Genomic DNA, 19,397 nt, shown 5'->3' with positions numbered 1-19,397 from the left:
GAGAGCAGGGCACTGACATTCCGCGGCGGGGCGGCGGGGTGGCGGTGCAGCGGGTCTTCGGCGCGGCGGCGCGACCGGATCACTGAGATCACCGAGACAGCACGGCCGCGCCGGCCGCATCGCCGAGACGGCACAGCTGCGCCGACCACATCACTGAGAAAGCGCGACCGCGCCGACCGCATTGCTAAGACAGTGCGGCAGCACGGCTGCGCCGACCGCATCGCCAAGACAACACATCCGCGCCGATCGAATCACCGAGACAGCGCAGTCGGGCCGACCGCATCGCCGAGACAACACCGCAGCGCCGACCGCATTGCCGAGACAACCGCCGCGGCCTGGCGGCGCCGATCGCATCACCGCGCCGACCGCATCACCGCATCACCGCATCACCGCGCCGACCGCCTCACTGCCTCACCGCGATGGCGCCACCAGCCCCGCCTCGTACGCCGTGATGACCAGTTGCACGCGGTCGCGGGCGCCGAGCTTGGTGAACAGGCGGGCCACGTGGGCTTTGGCGGTGGCGGCGCTGATGAAGAGTTCTTCGGCGATCTCGCCGTTGGACAGGCCTCGGCCGACGAGGGTCAGGACTTCGCGCTCGCGGTCGGTCACGCCGTCGAGGAGGGCCTTGTCGCCTCGGCGGGGGGCGGTGGCGCCGGGATCGGGGCGGATGGCGAACTCGGCGATCAGTTTGCGGGTGACGCTCGGGGCGATGATCGCGTCGCCGGAGGCGGTGACGCGGACGGCGTCCAGGATCGAGTCCAGGGCCATGTCCTTGACCAGGAAGCCGCTCGCGCCGGCGCGGAGTGCCGCGTAGACGTACTCGTCGTCGTCGAAGGTGGTGAGCATGACCACGCGGGTGGTGTCGGAGGACTCGGTGATGCGGCGGGTGGCCTCGATGCCGTCCATCTCCGGCATGCGGATGTCCATCACCGCCACGTCCGGGGTGTGCGCGGCGGCCAGGCGGACCGCCTCGGCGCCGGTGCCGGCCTCGCCGACGACCTCGATGTCGGGCGCGTCGTTGATCAGGACCCGCAGGCCGCTGCGGATCAGCGGCTGGTCGTCGGCGAGGATCACGCGGATCGTGGCGCGCTGGTGGTGCGGTCCGGTGGTCGGGGCGCTGATCGGGTCGTGGGTCACGAGGCCACCGCCGGGTTCGGGTCAGGCGCGGTGTCCGCGCGGGGATCGGGGTCGGTGCCAGTGCCAGTGCCAGTGCCAGTGCCGGTGTCAGCGTTCGTCTTCGCCCCACCGTAGGTGGTCTCGAACCCGCCCGGTACCGGCAGCGTCGCGGACACCCGGAACCCGCCGCCGGGGCGCGGACCGGCCTCGAAGGCGCCGTGGACCAGCGTCACCCGCTCGCGCATGCCGACCAGGCCGAAGCCGGTGCCGCCGGAGCCCAGGACGCCGTGGCCGTCGTCGGAGACGGCGATCGCCACCGCGCTGTCCTGGTACTCGATGCGGACCCGGCAGGTCCTGGCGCCGGAGTGGCGGACCACGTTCGTCACCGACTCCTGCACGATGCGGTAGGCCGCCAGGTCGATCTCGCCGGGCAGCGGCCGCGGGATGCCGATCCTCTCGACGATCGCCAGGACTCCCGCGTGCTTCGTCGAGGCGACGAGCTTGTCCAGGTCGGCCAAGCCCGGCGCCGGGTCGGTCGGGGTCTCGGCGTTCTCCCCGTGGCGCAGCGCGGTGAGGGTCCGGCGCAACTGGGACAGCGTGTCCCGGCTGGTCTCCTCGATCGCGTGCAGCGCCTTCTGCGCCTCGGCGGGCTGCGTGCCGATGACGCGGTTCCCCATACCGGCCTGGATGGCGATGATGCCGATGCTGTGCGCGATCATGTCGTGCAGCTCCCGGGCGATGCGCAGGCGCTCGTTCGCCACCGCCTGCGCCGCGGCGTCGGCGCGCTGCCGGACCGCGCCGGCCCGGCGCTCGCGGATCGAGCTGCCGATCAGCCAGGCCACCAGGGTCAGCAGGGTGACTACGACGACGTGCGTCTGCATCATCTCCGAGGACCCGGGAGGGAAAGCAGTCATCGAGAACACGGCGCCGGCCAGGATGAGCGCCGCGGCCTTCAGCGACGTGCGCCGCGGCCAGGCCAGCGCGACGGACACCAGGCAGGCGACGGCCGCCAGGAGCAACTCGTACCGGGTGTCGCCTGAGGCGTGCACAGAGCCGACCAGGCCCTGGCCGACACAGACGGCGCTGGCGAAGACCAGCGGCCGGCGCCGCAGCATCGGCACCAGGATCATCGTGAAGATCGTCGGCTCGAGCTGCTGCCAGTTGTTGGCGCGGTAGGTCGACTGGGTCACCGACCCGCCCGGCGGGATGATCTGCTCGCCCAGCGGGGTGTACCAACCGTTCGGATAGTCCGTGATCGTGTGGAACTCGCGCAGCGCCGGCGTGACCAGCGCGACCAGCACGAGGTAGACGACCACCAGCAGGCCGTCCGACAGCCACAGGCCGCGTTGTCTCTTCTCCACGCCCAAGATCGTAGACAGCTGCCGGGCCGCGGCGCATCGGCTCACGGGCTTACATCCCCGGGCCACTGCCGGCCGAGTCCATTGCGGCTCCCGGGCCGATGCCCGTTCACGGACCCGACCGGCAGGCTGGACCGCATGATCGAGCTGACCGACCTCACCAAGCGCTACGGCGACAAGACGGCCGTGGACCACCTGACCGTGACCGTCCGATCCGGGACGGTGACCGGCTTCCTGGGCCCGAACGGCTCGGGCAAGTCCACCACGCTGCGCATGATCCTCGGTCTGAACGCGCCGACCTCCGGCACGGTCACCATCGACGGCAGGCGCTTCATCGACCGGCCGCGCGGGCTGCGCCACGTCGGCGCGCTGCTGGACGCACAGGACATCCACGGCGGGCGTTCGGCCGTGGCGCACCTGAAATCGCTGGCCGTCAGCAACCGGATCCCGCTGCGCCGGGTCGGCGAGGTGCTGGACGAGGTCGGGCTCGCCGAGGCCGGCCGCAAACGGATCGGCGGCTACTCCCTGGGCATGAAGCAGCGCCTGGGCATCGCCGGCGCGCTGCTCGGCGACCCGCCGGTGCTGCTGTTCGACGAGCCGTTGAACGGTCTGGACCCCGAAGGTGTGCGCTGGGTGCGCGAGATGTTCCAGCGGCTGGCCAAGGAGGGGCGGACGGTGTTCGTCTCCAGCCACCTGATGTCCGAGATGGAGCACACCGCCGAGCGGCTGGTGGTGATCGGGCGCGGCGCGCTGATCGCCGACGAGACCCTGGCCGACTTCTCGCGCCGTGGTTCGAAGGCCGCCGTCCTGGTGCGGGCGCCGGAGGCGGCCGCGCTGGCGGCGATCCTGACCGCCGAGGGCGCCGAGGTCGAAGACGCCGCCACCGCGGCCGGCGGGCTGACCGTCCTGGGCCTGACCGCCGCCCGGATCGGCGAGCTGGCCTGGCGCAACGACATCATGCTGGCCGAGCTCGCCACGCAGAACGCCTCGCTGGAGAAGGCGTTCATGGAACTGACCGCCGACGCCGTCGAATACGCCGCAGGAGAAGCCCGATGAGCACCATGGCCGCACCGTCGCAGACCTCTGTCACCGCGCACGTCTCCGGCGAGCCGAAGCCGCGCTTCCGCGATCTGTGCCGGATGGAGTGGATCAAGGTCGCCTCGCTGCGCTCCACCTGGTTCGTGCTGCTGGTGGCGGCGGCCGCGACCATCTTCATCAATCTGAACGGGGTCCGCTCCAACCTGCAGTACCTGGACCGGAGCCTGGCCAGCCCCGACGAGGTCATCGCGAACGGGTACCACTGGCACTTCGTCTACGACCCGCTGTTCCGTTCCCTGTCGCGCCTCGCGGTGCAGCTGATGATGCTCGGCGCGGCAGCCATCGGCGCGCTGACGATGTTCGGCGAGTTCTCCACCGGACAGGTCCGCACCACCTTCGCCGCCGTCCCGAAGCGCGGGAGCGTGGTCGCGGCGAAGATCACGGTGCTGTCGGTGATCACCACGGTCCTGGCGTTCGCGGTCGCGCTGATCTCCTTCCTCGGCGGCCAGGCGATGGTCGCCAGCCGGCACGTCGGGGTGTCGATCACCGACCACAACGCCCAGATCGCCATCGCGGCCTACACGCTGGTGGTCCCGGTGTGCGCGCTGGTCGGCATGCTGTTCGGCGCTGTGATCCGCAACGCGACGGCGTCGATCGTGGCCGTGGTCGCCTTCCTGTTCCTGCTGCCGGCCTTCTTCGGCGGCGACAAGTACCGCTGGGTGAAGGAGGTCAGCCACCTGTTCCCGGGCGACGCCGAGGACACTCTGACGTTCTGGCACAAGGACCCGAACCAGAGCCTGGGGAAGTGGCCGGCCAGCGATATGCACGCGTGGCTGGTGTACGCCGGCTGGGCCGTGATCTCGATCGTGGTGGCGCTGGTGGTCGTGAAGAAGCGGGACGCCTGAAGGTTCAGTAGTCCGCGTGGGTGGAGGGCGTCGCGAGCGGGCCGAGATCCGGCTCGCCGCGCAGCTCGATCTCCAGGCCCTGTGCATCAGGGCTCGGTGCACTGGGGCTCTGCGCATCAGGGCTCTGCGTACCGGCATCCGGCTCCAGCGCCAGCACCACGATCTCGTTCGCGCCGGCGCGCCACAGCGGCGCCGGGGCGTAGAGCGTGACCTGCGGTCCCCGGTCCCACAGCCGTCCGAGCAGGAATCCGTTGAGCCAGACCAGACTTCGCGCCGTGGAGGGGACGGCGAGGAAGCCGTCGGCGGGCTCGCGGACGGTGATCGCGGCGCGGTGGAAAGCGGGACCGGCAGTCTGGTTCGCCGTTACAGCCTCCTGATTCTCCAGCGCCAACGCACCTGTCGGATCGTCCAGCGGCAGCACCCGGTGCTCCCATCCGAACTGGAACTGGTGGTCCAGCCGCACGCCGCCGATCAGGCCCTTGCGATCGGCCAGATGCGGGCCGTAGTTCACCCGGCCCAGCGGCTCGACGAGGAGCTCCAGATCCAGGCCCTCATCCGGGATCTGGAGATCCAGCGTCCGCTCGGGTATGTCACGCTCTACCATCCCGAGCAGCTTTCCGTCCGCGAAGACCTGCGCGCGGTCGCGGACACCCTCGATCCGCAGCGTGTGGGTACGAGCGGGACCGTCGAGGCGGCGGCGGTAGTGGACGAGCCCGAAGCCGTGCCCGAGCTTCTCGATCGGTTGCGGCGTCGGGTGGTGGATCGGGTCCGTCGCCAGCAGGTCCAGGCGGTCTCGCAGCGCCGCGATCCGAGGCGCGGCAACGGTTTGCGGCATCAAACGGGGCAGGGGAGCGGGAGGCTGAGCATCGGGCAGTTCGACGTATCGCCCGACGACCTCGCGGAACAGGTGGAACTTCGGCGTCAGCTCGCCGGCCTCGCCGACCGGCGCGTCGTAGTCGTAGCTGGTGATCGTGGGCTGATATCCGGGATCGCCGGTGCCCACGCCGGAATGGTTGGCGCCCGCCCAGAACCCGAAGTTGGTGCCGCCGTGCCCCATGTAGAAGTTGACCGAGCCGCCGGCGGCGAGGATCTCGTCGAGGGAGCGTGCGGCGTCCTGCGCGCTGCGGGTGTGGTGTGGCTCGCCGAAGTGATCGAACCAGCCGTTCCAGAACTCCATGCACACCGGCGGGTCGTCCGGGCGGACGCGGCGCAGCGTCGCGAACGCCTCGTCGGCGCGCGAGCCGAAGTTCACGGTGGCCAGCACGTCCGGGACCGTGCCGCCGGCCAGCATCAGCTCCTGCGGGCCGTCGGAGGTGAACAGCAAAGTGTCCACGCCGCGCTCGATCAGACCCTTGCGAAGGTGGTCGAGGTAGTCGGGATCGGCGCCGAAGCTGCCGTACTCGTTCTCGATCTGCACCGCCACGACCGGTCCGCCGCGCGTCGCCTGGAGCTCGGCCAGGACCGGGATCAGCTCGTCGAACCACGCGTCCACGGCGGCCAGATAGACCGGATCGGTGGTGCGCAGCCGCACGTTCTCATCGGCCAGCAGCCACGCCGGCAGCCCGCCGAAGTCCCACTCCGCACAGATATAAGGGCCGGGACGCGCGATCACATCGAAGCCGAGTTCCCCTGCCAGCCGCACGAATCCGGCGACGTCCCGCCAGCCGTCGAACCGCGGCGCCGCCGGCGTCGGCTGATGGAAGTTCCAGGCGATGTAGCACTCGACGGTGTTGCAGCCCATGGCGCGCAACCGCTGCAGCCGGTCGCGCCACAGGTCCGGATGGATCCGGAAGTAGTGGATCGCCGCGGAGACGATCCGGTGCTCCCGCCCGCCCCGCAGGAACCGGCCGCCGTCGATGGTCAGTACGCGTTCGTGGGCCACCCTGCGATGATCGGGCCGGCCGGGCGCGGGCGACCATGGATCTTGGCTCGGCGTTCTTGGACATTTCTCGGATCAGCCGTGCCGATCGGCGCGCCGCTCAAGCCGCTCAAGCCGTTCAAGCCGTTCAAGCCGACAGCGAACCGCGCCGGAACATCGTCGGCGACAGCCCGACTCGCTGCGTGAACAACCGCGTGAAGTACGCCGGATCGTCGTACCCGACGGCGCGCGCGACCTGCACGACGCTCTGATCCGTCGCGGCCAGCAGGTCCTTCGCCTTCGACAGGCGGACCCGCAGGATGTACTCCTTCGGCGTCGAGCCGGTCGCCAGCCGCACCTCCTCGCGCAGCTGCGTGACGGTCAGTCCGAGGCGGGTGGCGTGGTCCTGAAGGGCGACCGGATCGGTGGCGTGCTCGGTGAGGGCGCGGACGGCGCGGGATTCGCGCAGACCCGGGCCGTTGTCGCGGACCGCGGTGATCAGGCGGTGGACCAGGATTCCGGCGGAGACCTCGTAGTGCGGACCGCTGGTGCGGACGACGGTGAGCAGTTCGCGGAACAGTTCGCGGACGGGGCGCGCGTCGCCGAGGGGGACCACCGGGGAGGTGCGCGACAGGAAGTCCAGGCTTTCGTAGCCGGCCGCCGCCGGGCCGTCGAACAGGGCCCAGGTGATGGTCCAGCCGCCGACGTCGGGCTGGTAGGAGTGCACCAGGCCGGGGAAGAGCCAGAACGCCGCCGGCGCCTTGATCGGCAGCCGGGTGCGCGGGCGGTCGCCCCACTCGATCCAGCCCGAGCCGCGGGTCACCAGGTGCAGCGCGTAGCAGTTCAGGACCCGGGCGTCCCAGCGGATGCCGTGCTCGGCGATGGTGTGCCAGCCGGCGCCGTACAGGGCCAGGCCGAGGCGGCGGTGCTCCTCGGCCGGCGTCATGTAGACCGCGTACTCCGACACCGGCGGGTGCCAGGGTTCCTCCCCGGCCGCCGTCGGCTCGTCGTCGCGGGGCGCGTTCACGCGTCATATGCTCCGGGGTGCGCAACCTCGCGTCAATCCGCGGTTAACGTGCGGATTCCCGCAGCGCCTACAGCGTCCCGTTCTCGGCGGCGATCAGTTCGGCGACGATGCGCGGCACCGCCTCGCCGATCGGCTCGCGGATCACTTCGGTGGCCAACGGGTCGTACGGCGTCGGCTCGTTGTTGACGATCACCAGGTCGGCGCCGTGGGACACGGCCACCTCGCACAGCGAGGCGGCGGGCTCCACGCGCAGTGAGGTGCCGATCGCCAGGAAGATCTCCGAGGCCTCGGCGACCTGCTCGGCCTGCCAGAGCGAGGCCGGGTCCAGGTTCTGCCCGAACATGATGGTCGCGGCCTTCAGGATGCCGCCGCAGGACGGGCACGGCGGGTCGGCCTCGCCGTCGGCGACGCGCTGCAACGTCGTCTCCATCGTGGTCTGGTAGCTGCACTGGACGCAGACCACGTCGAACATGTTCCCGTGGATCTCGATCACCTTGCGCGCCGAGGACCCGCCGCGGTGGTGCAGCCGGTCGATGTTCTGCGTGATGATCCGCACCGAGCGGCCGGAGTGCTCCAGATCTGCCAGCGCCTTGTGGGCGGCGTTCGGTTTGGCCTGCCACGCCGGGTTGTCCCGCCGGGCGAGCCAGGCCCGCTGCCGCAGCTCCGGATCGGCGACGTAGTTGGCGTACGTCGACAGCAGTTCGGCGATCGGGTCCTTGCTCCAGACTCCCCTTGGTCCCCGGAAGTCCGGGATGCCGGAATCGGTGCTGATGCCCGCACCGGTCAGGACTCCGATCGGACCTTTACGGCTGCGCCAGTCGGTGGTCATGCGCACAGCGTAGTCAGTGGTGCCAGGGCAACTCGACGAAGTTTGCCGGCGGACCGTCGCGCAGGAGGGACTTCAGCAGCGGCACCAGACCCCAGGGAACGACGTTCTCGGCAGTGGACTCCAGGTCCGCGACCGACCACCATCGGATTTCGGCGATGGCCTTGCGTTCGTAGTCGGTGAAACCGCTGCTGTCGATATTGAGCGAATCCACGCGGTGGAAGAAGAAGTCCTCGCGGATGTTCCCCTTGATCCAGCTGCCGAGTTCGGCGTAGCCGCCCGTCGTGGCGACCACCTCGCCGAGTTGCTCCGGCGTCACGACCAAGCCGGTCTCCTCCCGCAGTTCGCGGGCCGCCGCCACGTTCACCGCCTCGCCCTCGTCGATGCCGCCGCCGGGAGTCAGCCAGACGTGGTTCCGCCTGCGGCTGCCGAACTTGAACAGCAGCAGGCGGTCTTCCTTGTCCATCAGCAGGACGCGGGCGGTGCGGCGGGCGTACGGGCCTTCGGGCAACGGCATGCTTCTCAGGGTAGTTGCCGCCTCGCGGGCGCCGGGCCGCCGGCCGTCTCAGGCCAGCGCGGCGATCTGCGCGGTCAGCGTGTCGACCGACTGGAACTTCAAGCCCAACGTCGCCACATGCTTCCAGCGCAGCACGCCCTCGGCGTCGACCAGGAACACCGATCGCTTCAGGCCCAAGGCTTTCAGCCCGACGCCGTACTGCTGGATCACGGTCTTGGCCGGGTCGGCGAGCAGCGGCTGCTGGAGTCCGTGCCGCTGCGCGAACTTCTCGTGGCTGTCCAGATCCTGCGGGCTGATGCCCCAGACCTCGGCGCCGATGTCCGCGAACTTCTCCAGCTCGTTGTTGTAGGCGCACATCTGCTTGGTGCACACAGGAGTGTCGTCGCCGGGATAGAAGGCCAGCACGATCGGCTTGCCGCGGTGCGCGGACAGCGTGAAGTCGCGCCGCTCGACCTCCGTGCCGGACAGGACGATGCCCGGCAGCGTGAAGTCGGGAGCGGGGACGCCGAGGTCGGGGGTGGAGGCCATGGAGATCGTGCCCTTCGTGGGTGGGCCGAGGTTACCTGTCGGTATCCAGCATGGCCCATCACCCCCGGATTCAGTTCTCCCGGCGCGCTACCAGGTTCACCATCGGGAACGGCCGGGGTGCGTCCGGCGCCGCGCGCTCGATCAGCCGGCCGATCTCCTCCAGGCCGGCGTCGTGCAGCAGAGCACTGAAATGGTCCGGCCACCAGCGGTAGGCGGTGAAGACGGTGTGGTCGTAGGAAGCTGTCGGCTGCGAGGCGTCCTCACTGCCCGGGAAGCTGATGAGGGCGTGACCGCCCGGTGCCAGAACCCTGCGGAACTCGGCGAGGATCGCCGGGACGTCGTCCGGGACCGTGTGGATGATCGAGTAGCGGGACAGGACGGCGCTCAGCGACGCGTCGGCGATGTCCAGCGCGGCCATCGACCCGAGCTCGAACCGCAGCTCCGGATGCCGGGCGCGGGCCTGGGCGATCATGCCCGAGGACACGTCGACGCCGAAGGCGTCCAGTCCCAGCGAGCTCAGGTAGGCGGTGACGTACCCGGGACCGCAGCCCAGATCGGCGACCGGTCCGCCGACCGCTTTCGCCAACTCGGCGAAGGAGGCGAGCAGGCCGCGCTCCAAGGGATAGCTCGAAAGGCTGTCGCTGAACTTCTCGGCGTAGAGCTCGGCGACTTCGTCATAGGGCTGTTGGTCACTCATGGTCTGATAGCTTCCAGGGCCAGCAGCGCCACGTGCAACGCCAGACACGACTCCACCGAGTCCAGGTCCACCGACAGGATCCGCTCGATCCGGTGCAGCCGCTCGTAGAACGACGGCCGGGACAGGTGCGCGGCGTCGGCCGCCGCCGACTTGTTGCGTCCCGAATCCACATACACCGTCAGCATCCTGACCAAGTCCGTGCCGCGCTCGGCGTCGTAGGCCAGCAGCGGGCCGAGCTCGCGTTCCACGAAGGTCTGCAGGCGCGCGTCGTCGCGCAGCAGATGCAGCAGTCCGCGCAGGCGGACGTCCACCAGCCGGTGGTACGGCGCCTGCACCGCGGGCTGCCGCACCGCCGCGTCCGCGACCTGCACCGCTTCCAGCAGCGACCGGCGCGCGTCGCGTACCGCGCCGACCGAGGTGCCGACGGCGATGACGTAGCCGTCGGCCGACGACGGCGACGTCGGACGCTCCACGAGCCGGCGGACCCGCTCGGCGAAGCCGTCCAGGGCGGCGTCCTCGCGGTCCTGCGGTCCGAGCGCGAGCAGGAGGCCGACGCTGTGCTCGTCCAGCGTGCCGATCAGCGCCGAGAGCCGGCGGTCGCGGATCGCCGCGGCGGCCTGGTCGGTCAGCTCGCGCAGCCGCGCCTGCGTCTCCAGCGCCGTCGGGTGCGCGGCGGTGCGCAGCCGCAGCACGACGCCGACCAGCCGGCGGCCGTCGAGCGTCACGCCGAGCGCGCGCGCCCGCAGCGCGACCTCCGACGCCGGCTGGCCGTGGGACAGGATCGCGGTCAGCAAGGTCCGGTGCGTCTGCCGCTCCAGCGAATCGCGGTCCCGCTCGACCAGCCGGTTCAGCGCCAGGGTCGCGGCGGCGCGCTCCAACAACATGGACAGGCGCGGGACCGGCGCCGGGTCGTTGCAGATCAGGACCAGGCGTCCCCAGTCGTGCCCGCGCGCGCCGACCACCGTGGTCAGCCAGCCGGAGCGCTCGTCGTACACGGTGCGTCCGGTGGTCGGGCGCACCGAGCGGGAGCGGCCCTCCCAGCCGTCGAGCAGGACCGCCGGATCGGCGCCGGCCTGAGAGTAGGTGAGGACCTGGTGCGCCAGGTTCTCCAGCACCACCGGGCAGCCGGACATGCGGCCGATCTGCTGGACCACCTCATCCGGGGAGGCGCCCTCGACCGCGAGTTCGGTGAAGGTCTGGTGGACCTCGTCGGAGGCGCGCAGCTCGGCGAGTTGGGCGTCGATGATCAGACCGTGCACGGCTTCGGTAATCGTGACGAAACGTGTGTCGAGCGCCAGGGTGATCACCGGCAGGCTGTGCTTCTCGGCGGCGGCCAGCAGCGCCTTGGGCAGGCTGCTGTCGGTGTAGCGCCGGCCCAGCTCCAGGACCAGGCCGGCGGCGCCGAGCTTGGCCAGGTCGGCGACGAAGTCCGCGAGCCGGTCGCGGTCCTCGGGCCAGGCGATGCCGGTGGACAGGACCAGCTCGCCGCCGCGCAGGATGGTGCCGACGTCGACCAGTTCGGTGACGTGCACCCAGCGCACCACGCGGTCCAGCCCGGCGGCGCCGGCCACCACCCGCGGACCGCCCTGCTTCACCGGGCCGAGCTGGAGGACGTCGGCGACGGTCGGGTACTGGGTGACGTACATCGACGGGGTCGGGGACGCCCCGGTCGCGGCCGTGGCCGGTCCGTCGGCGGCCGGCTCGGGGCGTTCTGCGCTGCTCACGGTGTGCTCCTGGGGACGTGCGGGGCTCATGGGGCGGCCGGGGCGCCGGGGCGGAGCGGCGGAACCGGGCCGCCGGGCGGCGGTGCGGACCGCGCCGTGCGGGGTTCTTCACCCGTTGTTCTTTGCAGAGTGTTCAAAAGGATCGCACTGCCGAGGCACCCTGCCAGGTGCGGTTCGGGCGCGCAAGGGATGACCGGAATTCGATCTGCTCGCGATGCGGAACGGGATCTGTCTGTGCAGGCCAGCGCCAGGTCGCGATTTCGTTGCGAGGTTCATTTTCTTCGACGGAATCCCTTGTTTCTCTGCCGGATGTCTGTAACGATCCTCACTCGAAAGCGCATGGCCGAGAGGCATTCAGGAAGTGACCGGATCGCGCCGGTGTAGCCCGGCAGCCGATCGGGGTTTGCAAGCCGTCAAGGAGATCGTGGTGCACCAGTACATCGGCGGGAGCCAAACGGCCGGATCGTCAGGAGTCGTGCATCAGGTCACGAATCCGGCGGACGGCTCCGGCGTCGCCGACCTCGTACTCGCCGACGCGCGCGACGCCGGCCTGGCGGTGGACGCGGCCAAACGGGCGTACCCCGGATGGAGCAGGGCGACCCCGGCCGAGCGCTCGACGGCCCTGCACCGGCTCGCGCAGCTGCTCGACGAGCGCGCGCAGGAGTTCGCCGAGACCGAGTCGCGCCAGACCGGCAAGCCGATCCGCCTGACCACCGGCTTCGACGTCCCGGGCACCGTGGACAACACCGCGTTCTTCGCCGGCGCCGCGCGCCATCTGGAGGGCAAAGCCGCCGCCGAGTACTCCGCCGACCACACCAGCACCGTGCGGCGCGAGCCGATCGGCGTCGTGGCCTCGATCGCGCCGTGGAACTACCCGCTGCAGATGGCGGCGTGGAAGATCCTGCCGGCGATCGCGGCGGGCAACACCATCGTGCTCAAGCCCGCCGAGATCACGCCGTTGACCGCGCTGCTGTTCGCGCAGGCCTGTACCGACGCCGGGATTCCCGACGGCGTGGTCAACGTGGTCGTCGGCACCGGTCCGGTGGCCGGCGAGGCGCTGATGACGCACCCGGACGTGCGGATGGTGTCGTTCACCGGCTCCACCCCGGTCGGCAAGCGGGTCATGGAGCTCGCCTCCCGCACGGTCAAGCGCGTGCACCTGGAACTCGGCGGCAAGGCGCCCTTCGTCGTGTTCGACGACGCCGACCTGGAGGCCGCGATCCACGGCGCCGTCGCCGGCTCGCTGATCAACACCGGGCAGGACTGCACCGCGGCGACCCGCGCGTACGTGCACCGCAGCCGGTTCGAGGAGTTCGTGGCCGGCGTCGCCGACCTGTACGCGACAGTGAAGCTCGGCGACCCCTTCGACCCGGCGACCGACCTCGGTCCGCTCGTCTCCTACCGGCAGCGCGACAGCGTCGCCGGTTTCGTCGATCGCGCTCGCGGCTACGGCGCGAAGATCGTGGTCGGCGGCGAGGCGCCCGGCGGGGACCTCGCCGCCGGCGCTTACTACCGGCCGACGCTGGTCACCGGCGTCGCGCAGGACTCGGAGATCGTGCGCGACGAGGTCTTCGGGCCGGTGCTGGCGGCGCTGCCGTTCGACACCGACGACGAGGCGTTCGCGCTGGCCAACGACACCCCCTACGGCCTGGCCGCCTCGGCGTGGACCCGCGACCACCACCGGGCTCTGCGCGCGGTGCGCGAGATCGCCGCGGGCTGCGTGTGGGTCAACGACCACATCCCGATCATCAGCGAGATGCCGCACGGGGGCTACAAGTCCTCCGGATTCGGCAAGGACATGTCGTCCTACTCCTTCGAGGAGTACACGCAGGTCAAGCACACCATGCACGACCTCACCGGAGTGGCCCGCAAGCCCTGGCACCGGACCATCTTCGAGCTCTGAGACACCTGCCACCGCACCAACCGCCGCATTCCAGCCCCACAGGTGATAGGACGGACCATCGCATGAACGACATATCCCGGGCCCGCGACGAGTTCCTCGACGCCGCGGACCGTTTCCCCGAGGCCTTCAGGCGCCGGCTCGCCGGGGGCGCCTCGCGCCGCGGCTTCCTGGCCGCCGGCGTCGGTCTGGGCGCGGCCGGCGTGCTCGGTGCGTGCGCCACGAAGACCAAGGCCGCCTCGTCCGGCTCCGGTTCTGGTTCCGGTGCCGCCTCGGGCTCGTCCTCGGCGGCGCCGTCGGAGGGCAAGCTGGGCGCCGACAAGTCCGACAGCGAGAAGGTCGTCAACTTCTCCAACTGGGTGTCCTACATCGACGTCGACCCCGACGACAAGAACAAGCGGCCGACCCTGGACACCTTCAAGTCCGAGACCGGGATCACCGTCAACTACACCGAGGACGTCAACTCCAACGACGACTTCTTCGCTAAGATCCACCAGCAGCTGGCCGCCGGCCAGGACACCGGCCGCGACCTGATGGTGCTCTCGGACTGGATGATCGGCAAGCTCCGGCAGATGGGCTACCTGGAGCCGCTGAACCTGGCGAACATCCCGAACTTCAAGGACCTGCTGCCCGAGGCGGCCAACCCGGCGTACGACCCGAACCGCAAGCACACCGTGCCGTGGGCGCTGGGCTTCACCCTGATGGGCGTCAACCTGAAGTCCGCCGGCCTGACCGCGGACCAGGCGCAGAAGCTGTCCATCAAGGACATGATGACCGACGCCAAGTACAAGGGGAAGGTCGGCTACTTCGCCGAGATGGAGGACGGTGTCGGCTTCGGCTTGCTGGCCACCGGCGCCGACCCCGCGAAGTTCACCGACGACCAGTTCGGCGCCGCCGTGGCCTACGTCCAGAAGGCCCGCGACAACAACCAGATCCGGCAGTTCACCGGCAATGACTACATCAACGACCTGACCAGCGGGAACTACGCCATGTGCATGGCGTACTCCGGCGACATCGCGCAGATCGACGACCCGAACATCGTCTGGGTGGTCCCGGCCGAAGGCATGCTCTGGTTCGCCGACAACATGTGCATCCCGGCCATGGCCGCCCACAAGACCAACGCCGAGAAGTTCATGAACTACATGCTCGAGCCGAAGGTCGGCGCGGCGCTGGACGACTACATCAGCTACATCCCCTCGATGCAGGGCGCGGACACCGCGATGGCGGACGTCGACAAGGACGCGCTGCAGAACCAGCTGATCTTCCCGGACGCGGCCACCAAGGCCAAGGCGCACGAGTTCCAGAACCTGGATCTGAAGACGCTCGACAAGTACGTCTCGCAGTTCAAGGACGTCACCGGCTGATGCCGACGCCCTCCCCGCTCTTTACTCCACTCCCTTTCGACCCCCTTCCGACCCCTTTTCTCGACGGCAAGACAGGCAGGCAGCGGTAGATGAGCAAGAACACTGACACCTCGGCCGCGGGCGCCGTGGCCGGAGACCTGAGGCTGGTGAACGTCACCAAGCGCTTCGGCGACTTCACCGCCGTGCGCGATCTGACGCTGACGATCCCGCAGGGCTCGTTCTTCGCCCTGCTCGGCGCGTCCGGCTGCGGCAAGACCACGACCCTGCGCATGGTGTCGGGTCTGGAGGAGCCGACCGCCGGCCGGGTCCTGATCGGCGACCGCGACATCACCCGGCTGCGGCCGTACAAGCGCCCGGTGAACACCGTCTTCCAGAACTACGCGCTGTTCCCGCACCTGACGATCACCGACAACATCGCCTTCGGCCTCAAGCGGCGCGGCGTCAAGGACGTCCGCAAGCCCGTGCAGGACATGCTCGACCTGATCGAGCTCTCGCACATCGGCGCGCGCAAGCCCAACCAGCTCTCCGGCGGCCAGCAGCAGCGCGTCGCGCTCGGCCGGGCGCTGATCAACCAGCCGCAGGTGCTGCTGCTGGACGAGCCGCTGGGCGCGCTGGACCTGAAGCTGCGCCGGCAGATGCAGATCGAGCTCAAGCGGATCCAGACCGAGGTGGGCCTGACCTTCGTGCACGTCACGCACGACCAGGAGGAGGCCATGACCATGGCCGACACCATCGCGGTGATGAACCTGGGGCGGGTCGAGCAGCTGGGGTCGCCGACCGATCTGTATGAGAACCCGAAGACGACGTTCGTGGCGAACTTCCTTGGGCAGTCGAATCTGTTGCCGGGTAAGGCTTCCGGGACTGTCGGCGAACACCAGCAGGTCACGCTCGAGGACGGCACGCGCGTGCTGATCCCGTCGGCGCGCAACAACGCCTCCGGCGACGACGTCATCGTCGGCGTCCGTCCGGAGAAGGTGTCCGTCCACGCCTCGATCGGGGAGGTGCCGGACGGCCGCAACGTGCTCACCGGCGGCGTGATCGTCGACACCAGCTTCGTCGGGGTGTCCACGCAGTACATCGTCAAGGCCTCCGGCTGCGACGAGCTCGGTGTGTTCGTGCAGAACGACGGCGCGCAGATCTTCCGCCCGGGTTCGGACGTCGTGGTGTCCTGGGACCCGTCGCAGGGCTTCGGCCTGGACGGCAAGCAGGACATCGAGGCCGGCGCGGAGGCGGACCTGGAGGCCGCGTCGTGACCGCGCCCCCCGCGGCCGCGGAGGTCGTCGACGAACTCGCCCCCGGCGCGACCGACGCCGAACTGCGTGCGGACAAGCGCGTGCTGCGGCGCCGGGCGACCCTGCCCTACCTGCTGCTGGCGCCCGGCATCATCTGGCTGGTCGTCTTCTTCATCGTGCCGATGTGGTCGATCGTCTCCACCTCGGTGGAGACCGGCGACATGGACACCGGGTTCGTGCTCAGCTGGCGCTGGGCGAACTTCGGCGACGTGTGGAGCCAGTGGCACGAGCAGATCATCCGGTCGCTGGAGTACTCGGTGATGTGCACCGTGTTCTGCCTGGTGCTCGCGCTCCCGCTGGCGTATTTCATCGCGTTCAAGGCAGGGCGCTGGAAGAACCTGCTGATGGCGCTGGTGGTCGCGCCGTTCTTCACCAGCTACCTGATCCGCACGCTGGCGTGGAAGACGATCCTGGCCGACGACGGTTGGGTCGTGCACACGATGAACACGCTGCACATCACGCCGCTGCTGAGCGGGATGGGCTGGACGTACTCGGACAACAGCGTGCTGCAGACGCCGTTCTCCGTGGTCTGCGGCATGGTCTACAACTTCCTGCCGTTCACGGTGCTGCCGATCTACACCGCGATGGAGAAGATCGACCCGCGGCTGCACGAGGCCGGCCAGGACCTGTACGCCTCGGCGTGGGCCACCTTCCGCAAGGTGACCTTCCCGCTGGCGCTGCCCGGCATCGTCGGCGGCACGCTGCTGACCTTCATCCCGGCGGTGGGCGACTACACCAACGCCGTGATGCTCGGCGGGCCGAAGACGAAGGTCATCGGCACGGTGATCGAGCAGCAGATGATCGGCACCGGCGGCAACATCCCCTACGGCGCGGCGCTGTCCGTGCTGCTGATGGTCGGCACGCTGGTGATCACGCTGGCGTACATCAAGAAGGCCGGGACGGAGGAGATCGTCTAATGCCCATCGTCAACTGGTTCCGCAAACATGTGATCGCCATCGTCGCGGGTCTGATCTTCTTCTTCCTGCTGGTGCCGAACTTCGTCGTGGTGTGGATGTCGTTCAACAAGCCCTCGGGCAAGTACAACGTGAAGTGGGAGAAGTTCTCCCTCGACGCGTGGAAGAACCCGCTCGACGACGGCATCCTGCACGACCCGCTGCTGCTGTCGCTGGAGATCGCCCTGCTGGCCACGCTGGTCGCCACGATCCTGGGCACGATGATCGCCTTCGCGATCGTGCGGCACAGCTTCAAGGGCCGCGGGTTCGTCAACAGCGTGCTGTTCCTGCCGATGGCCGCGCCCGAGATCGTCATGGGCACCACGCTGCTGGCGTTGTTCCTGAACACCTTCGGCGTGACCTTCCTCGGCTTCAAGTCGATCCTCATCGCGCACATCATGTTCTGCGTCAGCTACGTGGTGATCACGGTGAAGTCCCGGCTCAACGGCATGGACCCGATGCTGGAGAAGGCCGCGCAGGACCTGTACGCCACGCCGTGGCAGACCTTCTGGCGGGTGACCTTCCCGCTGGTGGCGCCGGGTATCGGCGCGGCGGCGCTGCTGTCGTTCGCGCTGAGCTTCGACGACTTCATCATCACGGAGATGACCGCGGGCAACTCGGTGACGTTCCCGTACTGGATCTGGAACGCCGTGCAGAAGGGAATCCCGCCGCAGGTCAACGTGATCGGCTCGCTGATGCTCATCGTCACGCTGGCCGGTATCGCGGTCGCCGAGGTGCCCAAGTGGCTCAAGACGTCGAAGGCGCGCTGAACGTCGCGCAACAGCCTTAATCAGTACAATTCATCCCTAGGGGGCGTCGTACCGGCGCCCCCTTCGCTGTCCGAGAGGGTGCCGCTGCACCATGAAGTACCACCATCTGCTGGCCGACGCGTCCCCGACTCCCTACTGGCTCGACACCCGCGACCGCCCCGGAGCCCTGGACGCGTTGGCCGGCCGCGCCACCGCCGATCTCGTCGTGGTCGGCGGCGGCTACTCGGGCCTGTGGACGGCGCTGCTGGCCAAGGAACGCGACCCGGGCCGGGACGTGGTCCTGCTGGAGGCGAACCGGATCGGCTGGGCTGCTTCCGGACGCAACGGCGGGTTCTGCTCCGCCTCGCTGACCCACGGCGCTGACAACGGCGAGTCCCGGTGGCCCGAGGAGATGGACACCTTGGAGCGCCTCGGCCGCGAGAACCTCGACCAGATCGAGGCGACGCTCGAGCGCTACGGCATCGACTGCGACTTCCGGCGCTCCGGCGAGCTCGCGGTGGCGACCGCCGAATGGCAGGCGGAGGAGTTGGCGTCCGCGGACACCTCGGAAGACGTGGTGTTCCTGGACCGTGCGGCGGTGCGGGAACAGCTTGCCTCGCCGACGTATCACGCGGGTCTGTGGGACAAGACCGGCTGCGCGATGGTCGATCCCGCACGGCTGGCGTTCGGGCTGCGGGAGGCGTGTTTGCGGCTCGGCGTGCGGATCTACGAGCGGTCGCCGGTGTCGGTGCTGGAGCGCGACGATCTGCTGATGCGGGTCGCGACCGATCGGGGCGAGGTCCTGGCGCCGAAGGTGGCGCTGGCGACGAACGCGTTCCCGAGTCTGCTCAGGCGGGTGCGGTCTTTCATCGTCCCTGTCTACGACTACGCGCTGATGACCGAGCCGCTCTCGGAGCCGCAGATGAAGGCGATCGGCTGGGAGAACCGGCAGGGCGTCGGCGACTCGGCGAACCACTTCCACTACTACCGGCTGTCCGCCGACAACCGGATCCTGTGGGGCGGCTACGACGCGGTCTACCACTTCGGGTCGAAGATCTCCTCGCGGCTGGACCAGCGGCCGGAGACCTTCGACAAGCTCGCCGGGCACTTCTTCGAGACCTTCCCGCAGCTGGAAGGGCTGAAGTTCGGCCACAAGTGGGGCGGCGTCATCGACACCTGCTCGCGGTTCTGCGCGTTCTTCGGCACGGCGCACGGCGGCGCGGTCGCCTATGCGGCCGGGTACACCGGGCTCGGTGTCGGAGCGACGCGGTTCGGGGCGGACGTGATGCTCGATCTGCTCTCCGGCGAGGCGACCGAGCGCACCGAGCTGAAGATGGTGCGCAGCAAGCCGGTGCCGTTCCCGCCGGAGCCGGCGCGCTGGTTCGGGATCACCGTGACCAGCAACGCGTTGGCGCGAGCCGACGGCAACGGCGGTCGGCGGAACCTGTGGCTGCGGACGCTGGACCGGTTCGGGATGGGCTTCGATTCTTGAGTGGCGTGGCGGCCCTGAGTGGCGTGGCGCCCCTGACTGGCGTGGCGCCCCTG

General features: G+C 69.6%; 17 protein-coding genes. 8 read left to right on the top strand and 9 right to left on the bottom strand.

Features of this window, described 5'->3' with window-relative positions; all coding sequences use genetic code 11:
• Positions 1-411: 411 nt before the first annotated feature.
• Together CACI_RS35185 and CACI_RS46495 are read right to left on the bottom strand one after the other, a co-directional pair.
• Positions 412-1,137 (bottom strand): response regulator, encoded by a 726-nt coding sequence (locus CACI_RS35185; protein WP_015795663.1) that lies wholly within the window; start codon positions 1,135-1,137, stop codon positions 412-414.
• Positions 1,134-2,477 carry a sensor histidine kinase gene (locus tag CACI_RS46495; protein WP_049871814.1) on the bottom strand — a complete coding sequence of 448 codons (1,344 nt, stop codon included), beginning with the start codon at positions 2,475-2,477 and terminating at the stop codon, positions 1,134-1,136. Before CACI_RS46495 ends, CACI_RS35185 begins: the two co-directional genes overlap by 4 nt.
• Before the next feature lie 135 nt (positions 2,478-2,612).
• On the opposite strand from CACI_RS46495, the gene CACI_RS35175 reads away from it, so the two are divergent.
• On the top strand, positions 2,613-3,530 hold the full coding sequence (locus CACI_RS35175) for an ATP-binding cassette domain-containing protein (RefSeq protein WP_015795661.1): 918 nt from the start codon (positions 2,613-2,615) through the stop codon (positions 3,528-3,530).
• Positions 3,527-4,417, top strand: a complete 891-nt coding sequence (locus CACI_RS35170; protein ID WP_015795660.1) for an ABC transporter permease — start codon at positions 3,527-3,529, stop codon at positions 4,415-4,417. Before CACI_RS35175 ends, CACI_RS35170 begins: the two co-directional genes overlap by 4 nt.
• Before the next feature lie 4 nt (positions 4,418-4,421).
• Here CACI_RS35170 and CACI_RS35165 read toward each other — a convergent pair whose 3' ends face one another.
• From CACI_RS35165 to CACI_RS35135, 7 genes are all read right to left on the bottom strand, one after another.
• A complete protein-coding gene (locus CACI_RS35165) occupies positions 4,422-6,299 on the bottom strand; it encodes a glycoside hydrolase family 35 protein (RefSeq protein WP_015795659.1) in 1,878 nt (625 codons plus the stop codon).
• Between the two features lie 124 nt (positions 6,300-6,423).
• Positions 6,424-7,302 carry a helix-turn-helix domain-containing protein gene (locus tag CACI_RS35160; protein ID WP_015795658.1) on the bottom strand — a complete coding sequence of 293 codons (879 nt, stop codon included), beginning with the start codon at positions 7,300-7,302 and terminating at the stop codon, positions 6,424-6,426.
• A gap of 67 nt (positions 7,303-7,369) precedes the next feature.
• Positions 7,370-8,131 carry an SIR2 family NAD-dependent protein deacylase gene (locus CACI_RS35155; protein WP_015795657.1) on the bottom strand — a complete coding sequence of 254 codons (762 nt, stop codon included), beginning with the start codon at positions 8,129-8,131 and terminating at the stop codon, positions 7,370-7,372.
• Between the two features lie 13 nt (positions 8,132-8,144).
• Positions 8,145-8,645 carry an NUDIX hydrolase gene (locus CACI_RS35150; protein ID WP_015795656.1) on the bottom strand — a complete coding sequence of 167 codons (501 nt, stop codon included), beginning with the start codon at positions 8,643-8,645 and terminating at the stop codon, positions 8,145-8,147.
• 48 nt (positions 8,646-8,693) lie between these two features.
• Complete coding sequence (locus CACI_RS35145) at positions 8,694-9,173, bottom strand: peroxiredoxin (RefSeq protein WP_015795655.1); 480 nt, start codon at positions 9,171-9,173, stop codon at positions 8,694-8,696.
• A gap of 70 nt (positions 9,174-9,243) precedes the next feature.
• Entirely contained in the window at positions 9,244-9,870 is a 627-nt protein-coding gene (locus CACI_RS35140; RefSeq protein WP_015795654.1) for a class I SAM-dependent methyltransferase, read from the bottom strand.
• The gene (locus CACI_RS35135) at positions 9,867-11,516 is read right to left on the bottom strand and encodes a PucR family transcriptional regulator (protein ID WP_041543120.1); all 1,650 of its coding nucleotides are present in this window, start codon (positions 11,514-11,516) and stop codon (positions 9,867-9,869) included. The genes CACI_RS35140 and CACI_RS35135 overlap by 4 nt, the downstream gene beginning before the upstream one ends.
• Positions 11,517-12,021: 505 nt before the next feature.
• Between CACI_RS35135 and CACI_RS35130 the strand changes: the two genes are divergently transcribed.
• The 6 genes from CACI_RS35130 to CACI_RS35105 all read left to right on the top strand — a co-directional run bounded on the left by CACI_RS35130 (position 12,022) and on the right by CACI_RS35105 (position 19,344).
• Positions 12,022-13,497 (top strand): gamma-aminobutyraldehyde dehydrogenase, encoded by a 1,476-nt coding sequence (locus tag CACI_RS35130; RefSeq protein ID WP_015795652.1) that lies wholly within the window; start codon positions 12,022-12,024, stop codon positions 13,495-13,497.
• Between the two features lie 62 nt (positions 13,498-13,559).
• Complete coding sequence (locus CACI_RS35125) at positions 13,560-14,858, top strand: polyamine ABC transporter substrate-binding protein (RefSeq protein ID WP_015795651.1); 1,299 nt, start codon at positions 13,560-13,562, stop codon at positions 14,856-14,858.
• An 89-nt stretch (positions 14,859-14,947) separates the two neighbouring features.
• Positions 14,948-16,111: an ABC transporter ATP-binding protein gene (locus tag CACI_RS35120; RefSeq protein ID WP_015795650.1), complete on the top strand. Its 1,164-nt coding sequence runs from the start codon at positions 14,948-14,950 to the stop codon at positions 16,109-16,111.
• The gene (locus CACI_RS35115) at positions 16,108-17,067 is read left to right on the top strand and encodes an ABC transporter permease (protein ID WP_015795649.1); all 960 of its coding nucleotides are present in this window, start codon (positions 16,108-16,110) and stop codon (positions 17,065-17,067) included. Before CACI_RS35120 ends, CACI_RS35115 begins: the two co-directional genes overlap by 4 nt.
• Complete coding sequence (locus CACI_RS35110; RefSeq protein WP_015795648.1) at positions 17,067-17,873, top strand: ABC transporter permease; 807 nt, start codon at positions 17,067-17,069, stop codon at positions 17,871-17,873. Before CACI_RS35115 ends, CACI_RS35110 begins: the two co-directional genes overlap by 1 nt.
• 91 nt (positions 17,874-17,964) lie before the next feature.
• Entirely contained in the window at positions 17,965-19,344 is a 1,380-nt protein-coding gene (locus CACI_RS35105) for an NAD(P)/FAD-dependent oxidoreductase (RefSeq protein WP_015795647.1), read from the top strand.
• Positions 19,345-19,397 lie beyond the last annotated feature (53 nt).

The organism is Catenulispora acidiphila DSM 44928 (assembly GCF_000024025.1).
Lineage (GTDB): Bacteria > Actinomycetota > Actinomycetes > Streptomycetales > Catenulisporaceae > Catenulispora > Catenulispora acidiphila.
The sequence above is the reverse complement of the archived record's forward strand: the minus strand, read 5'-3'. Positions and strand labels throughout refer to the sequence as shown.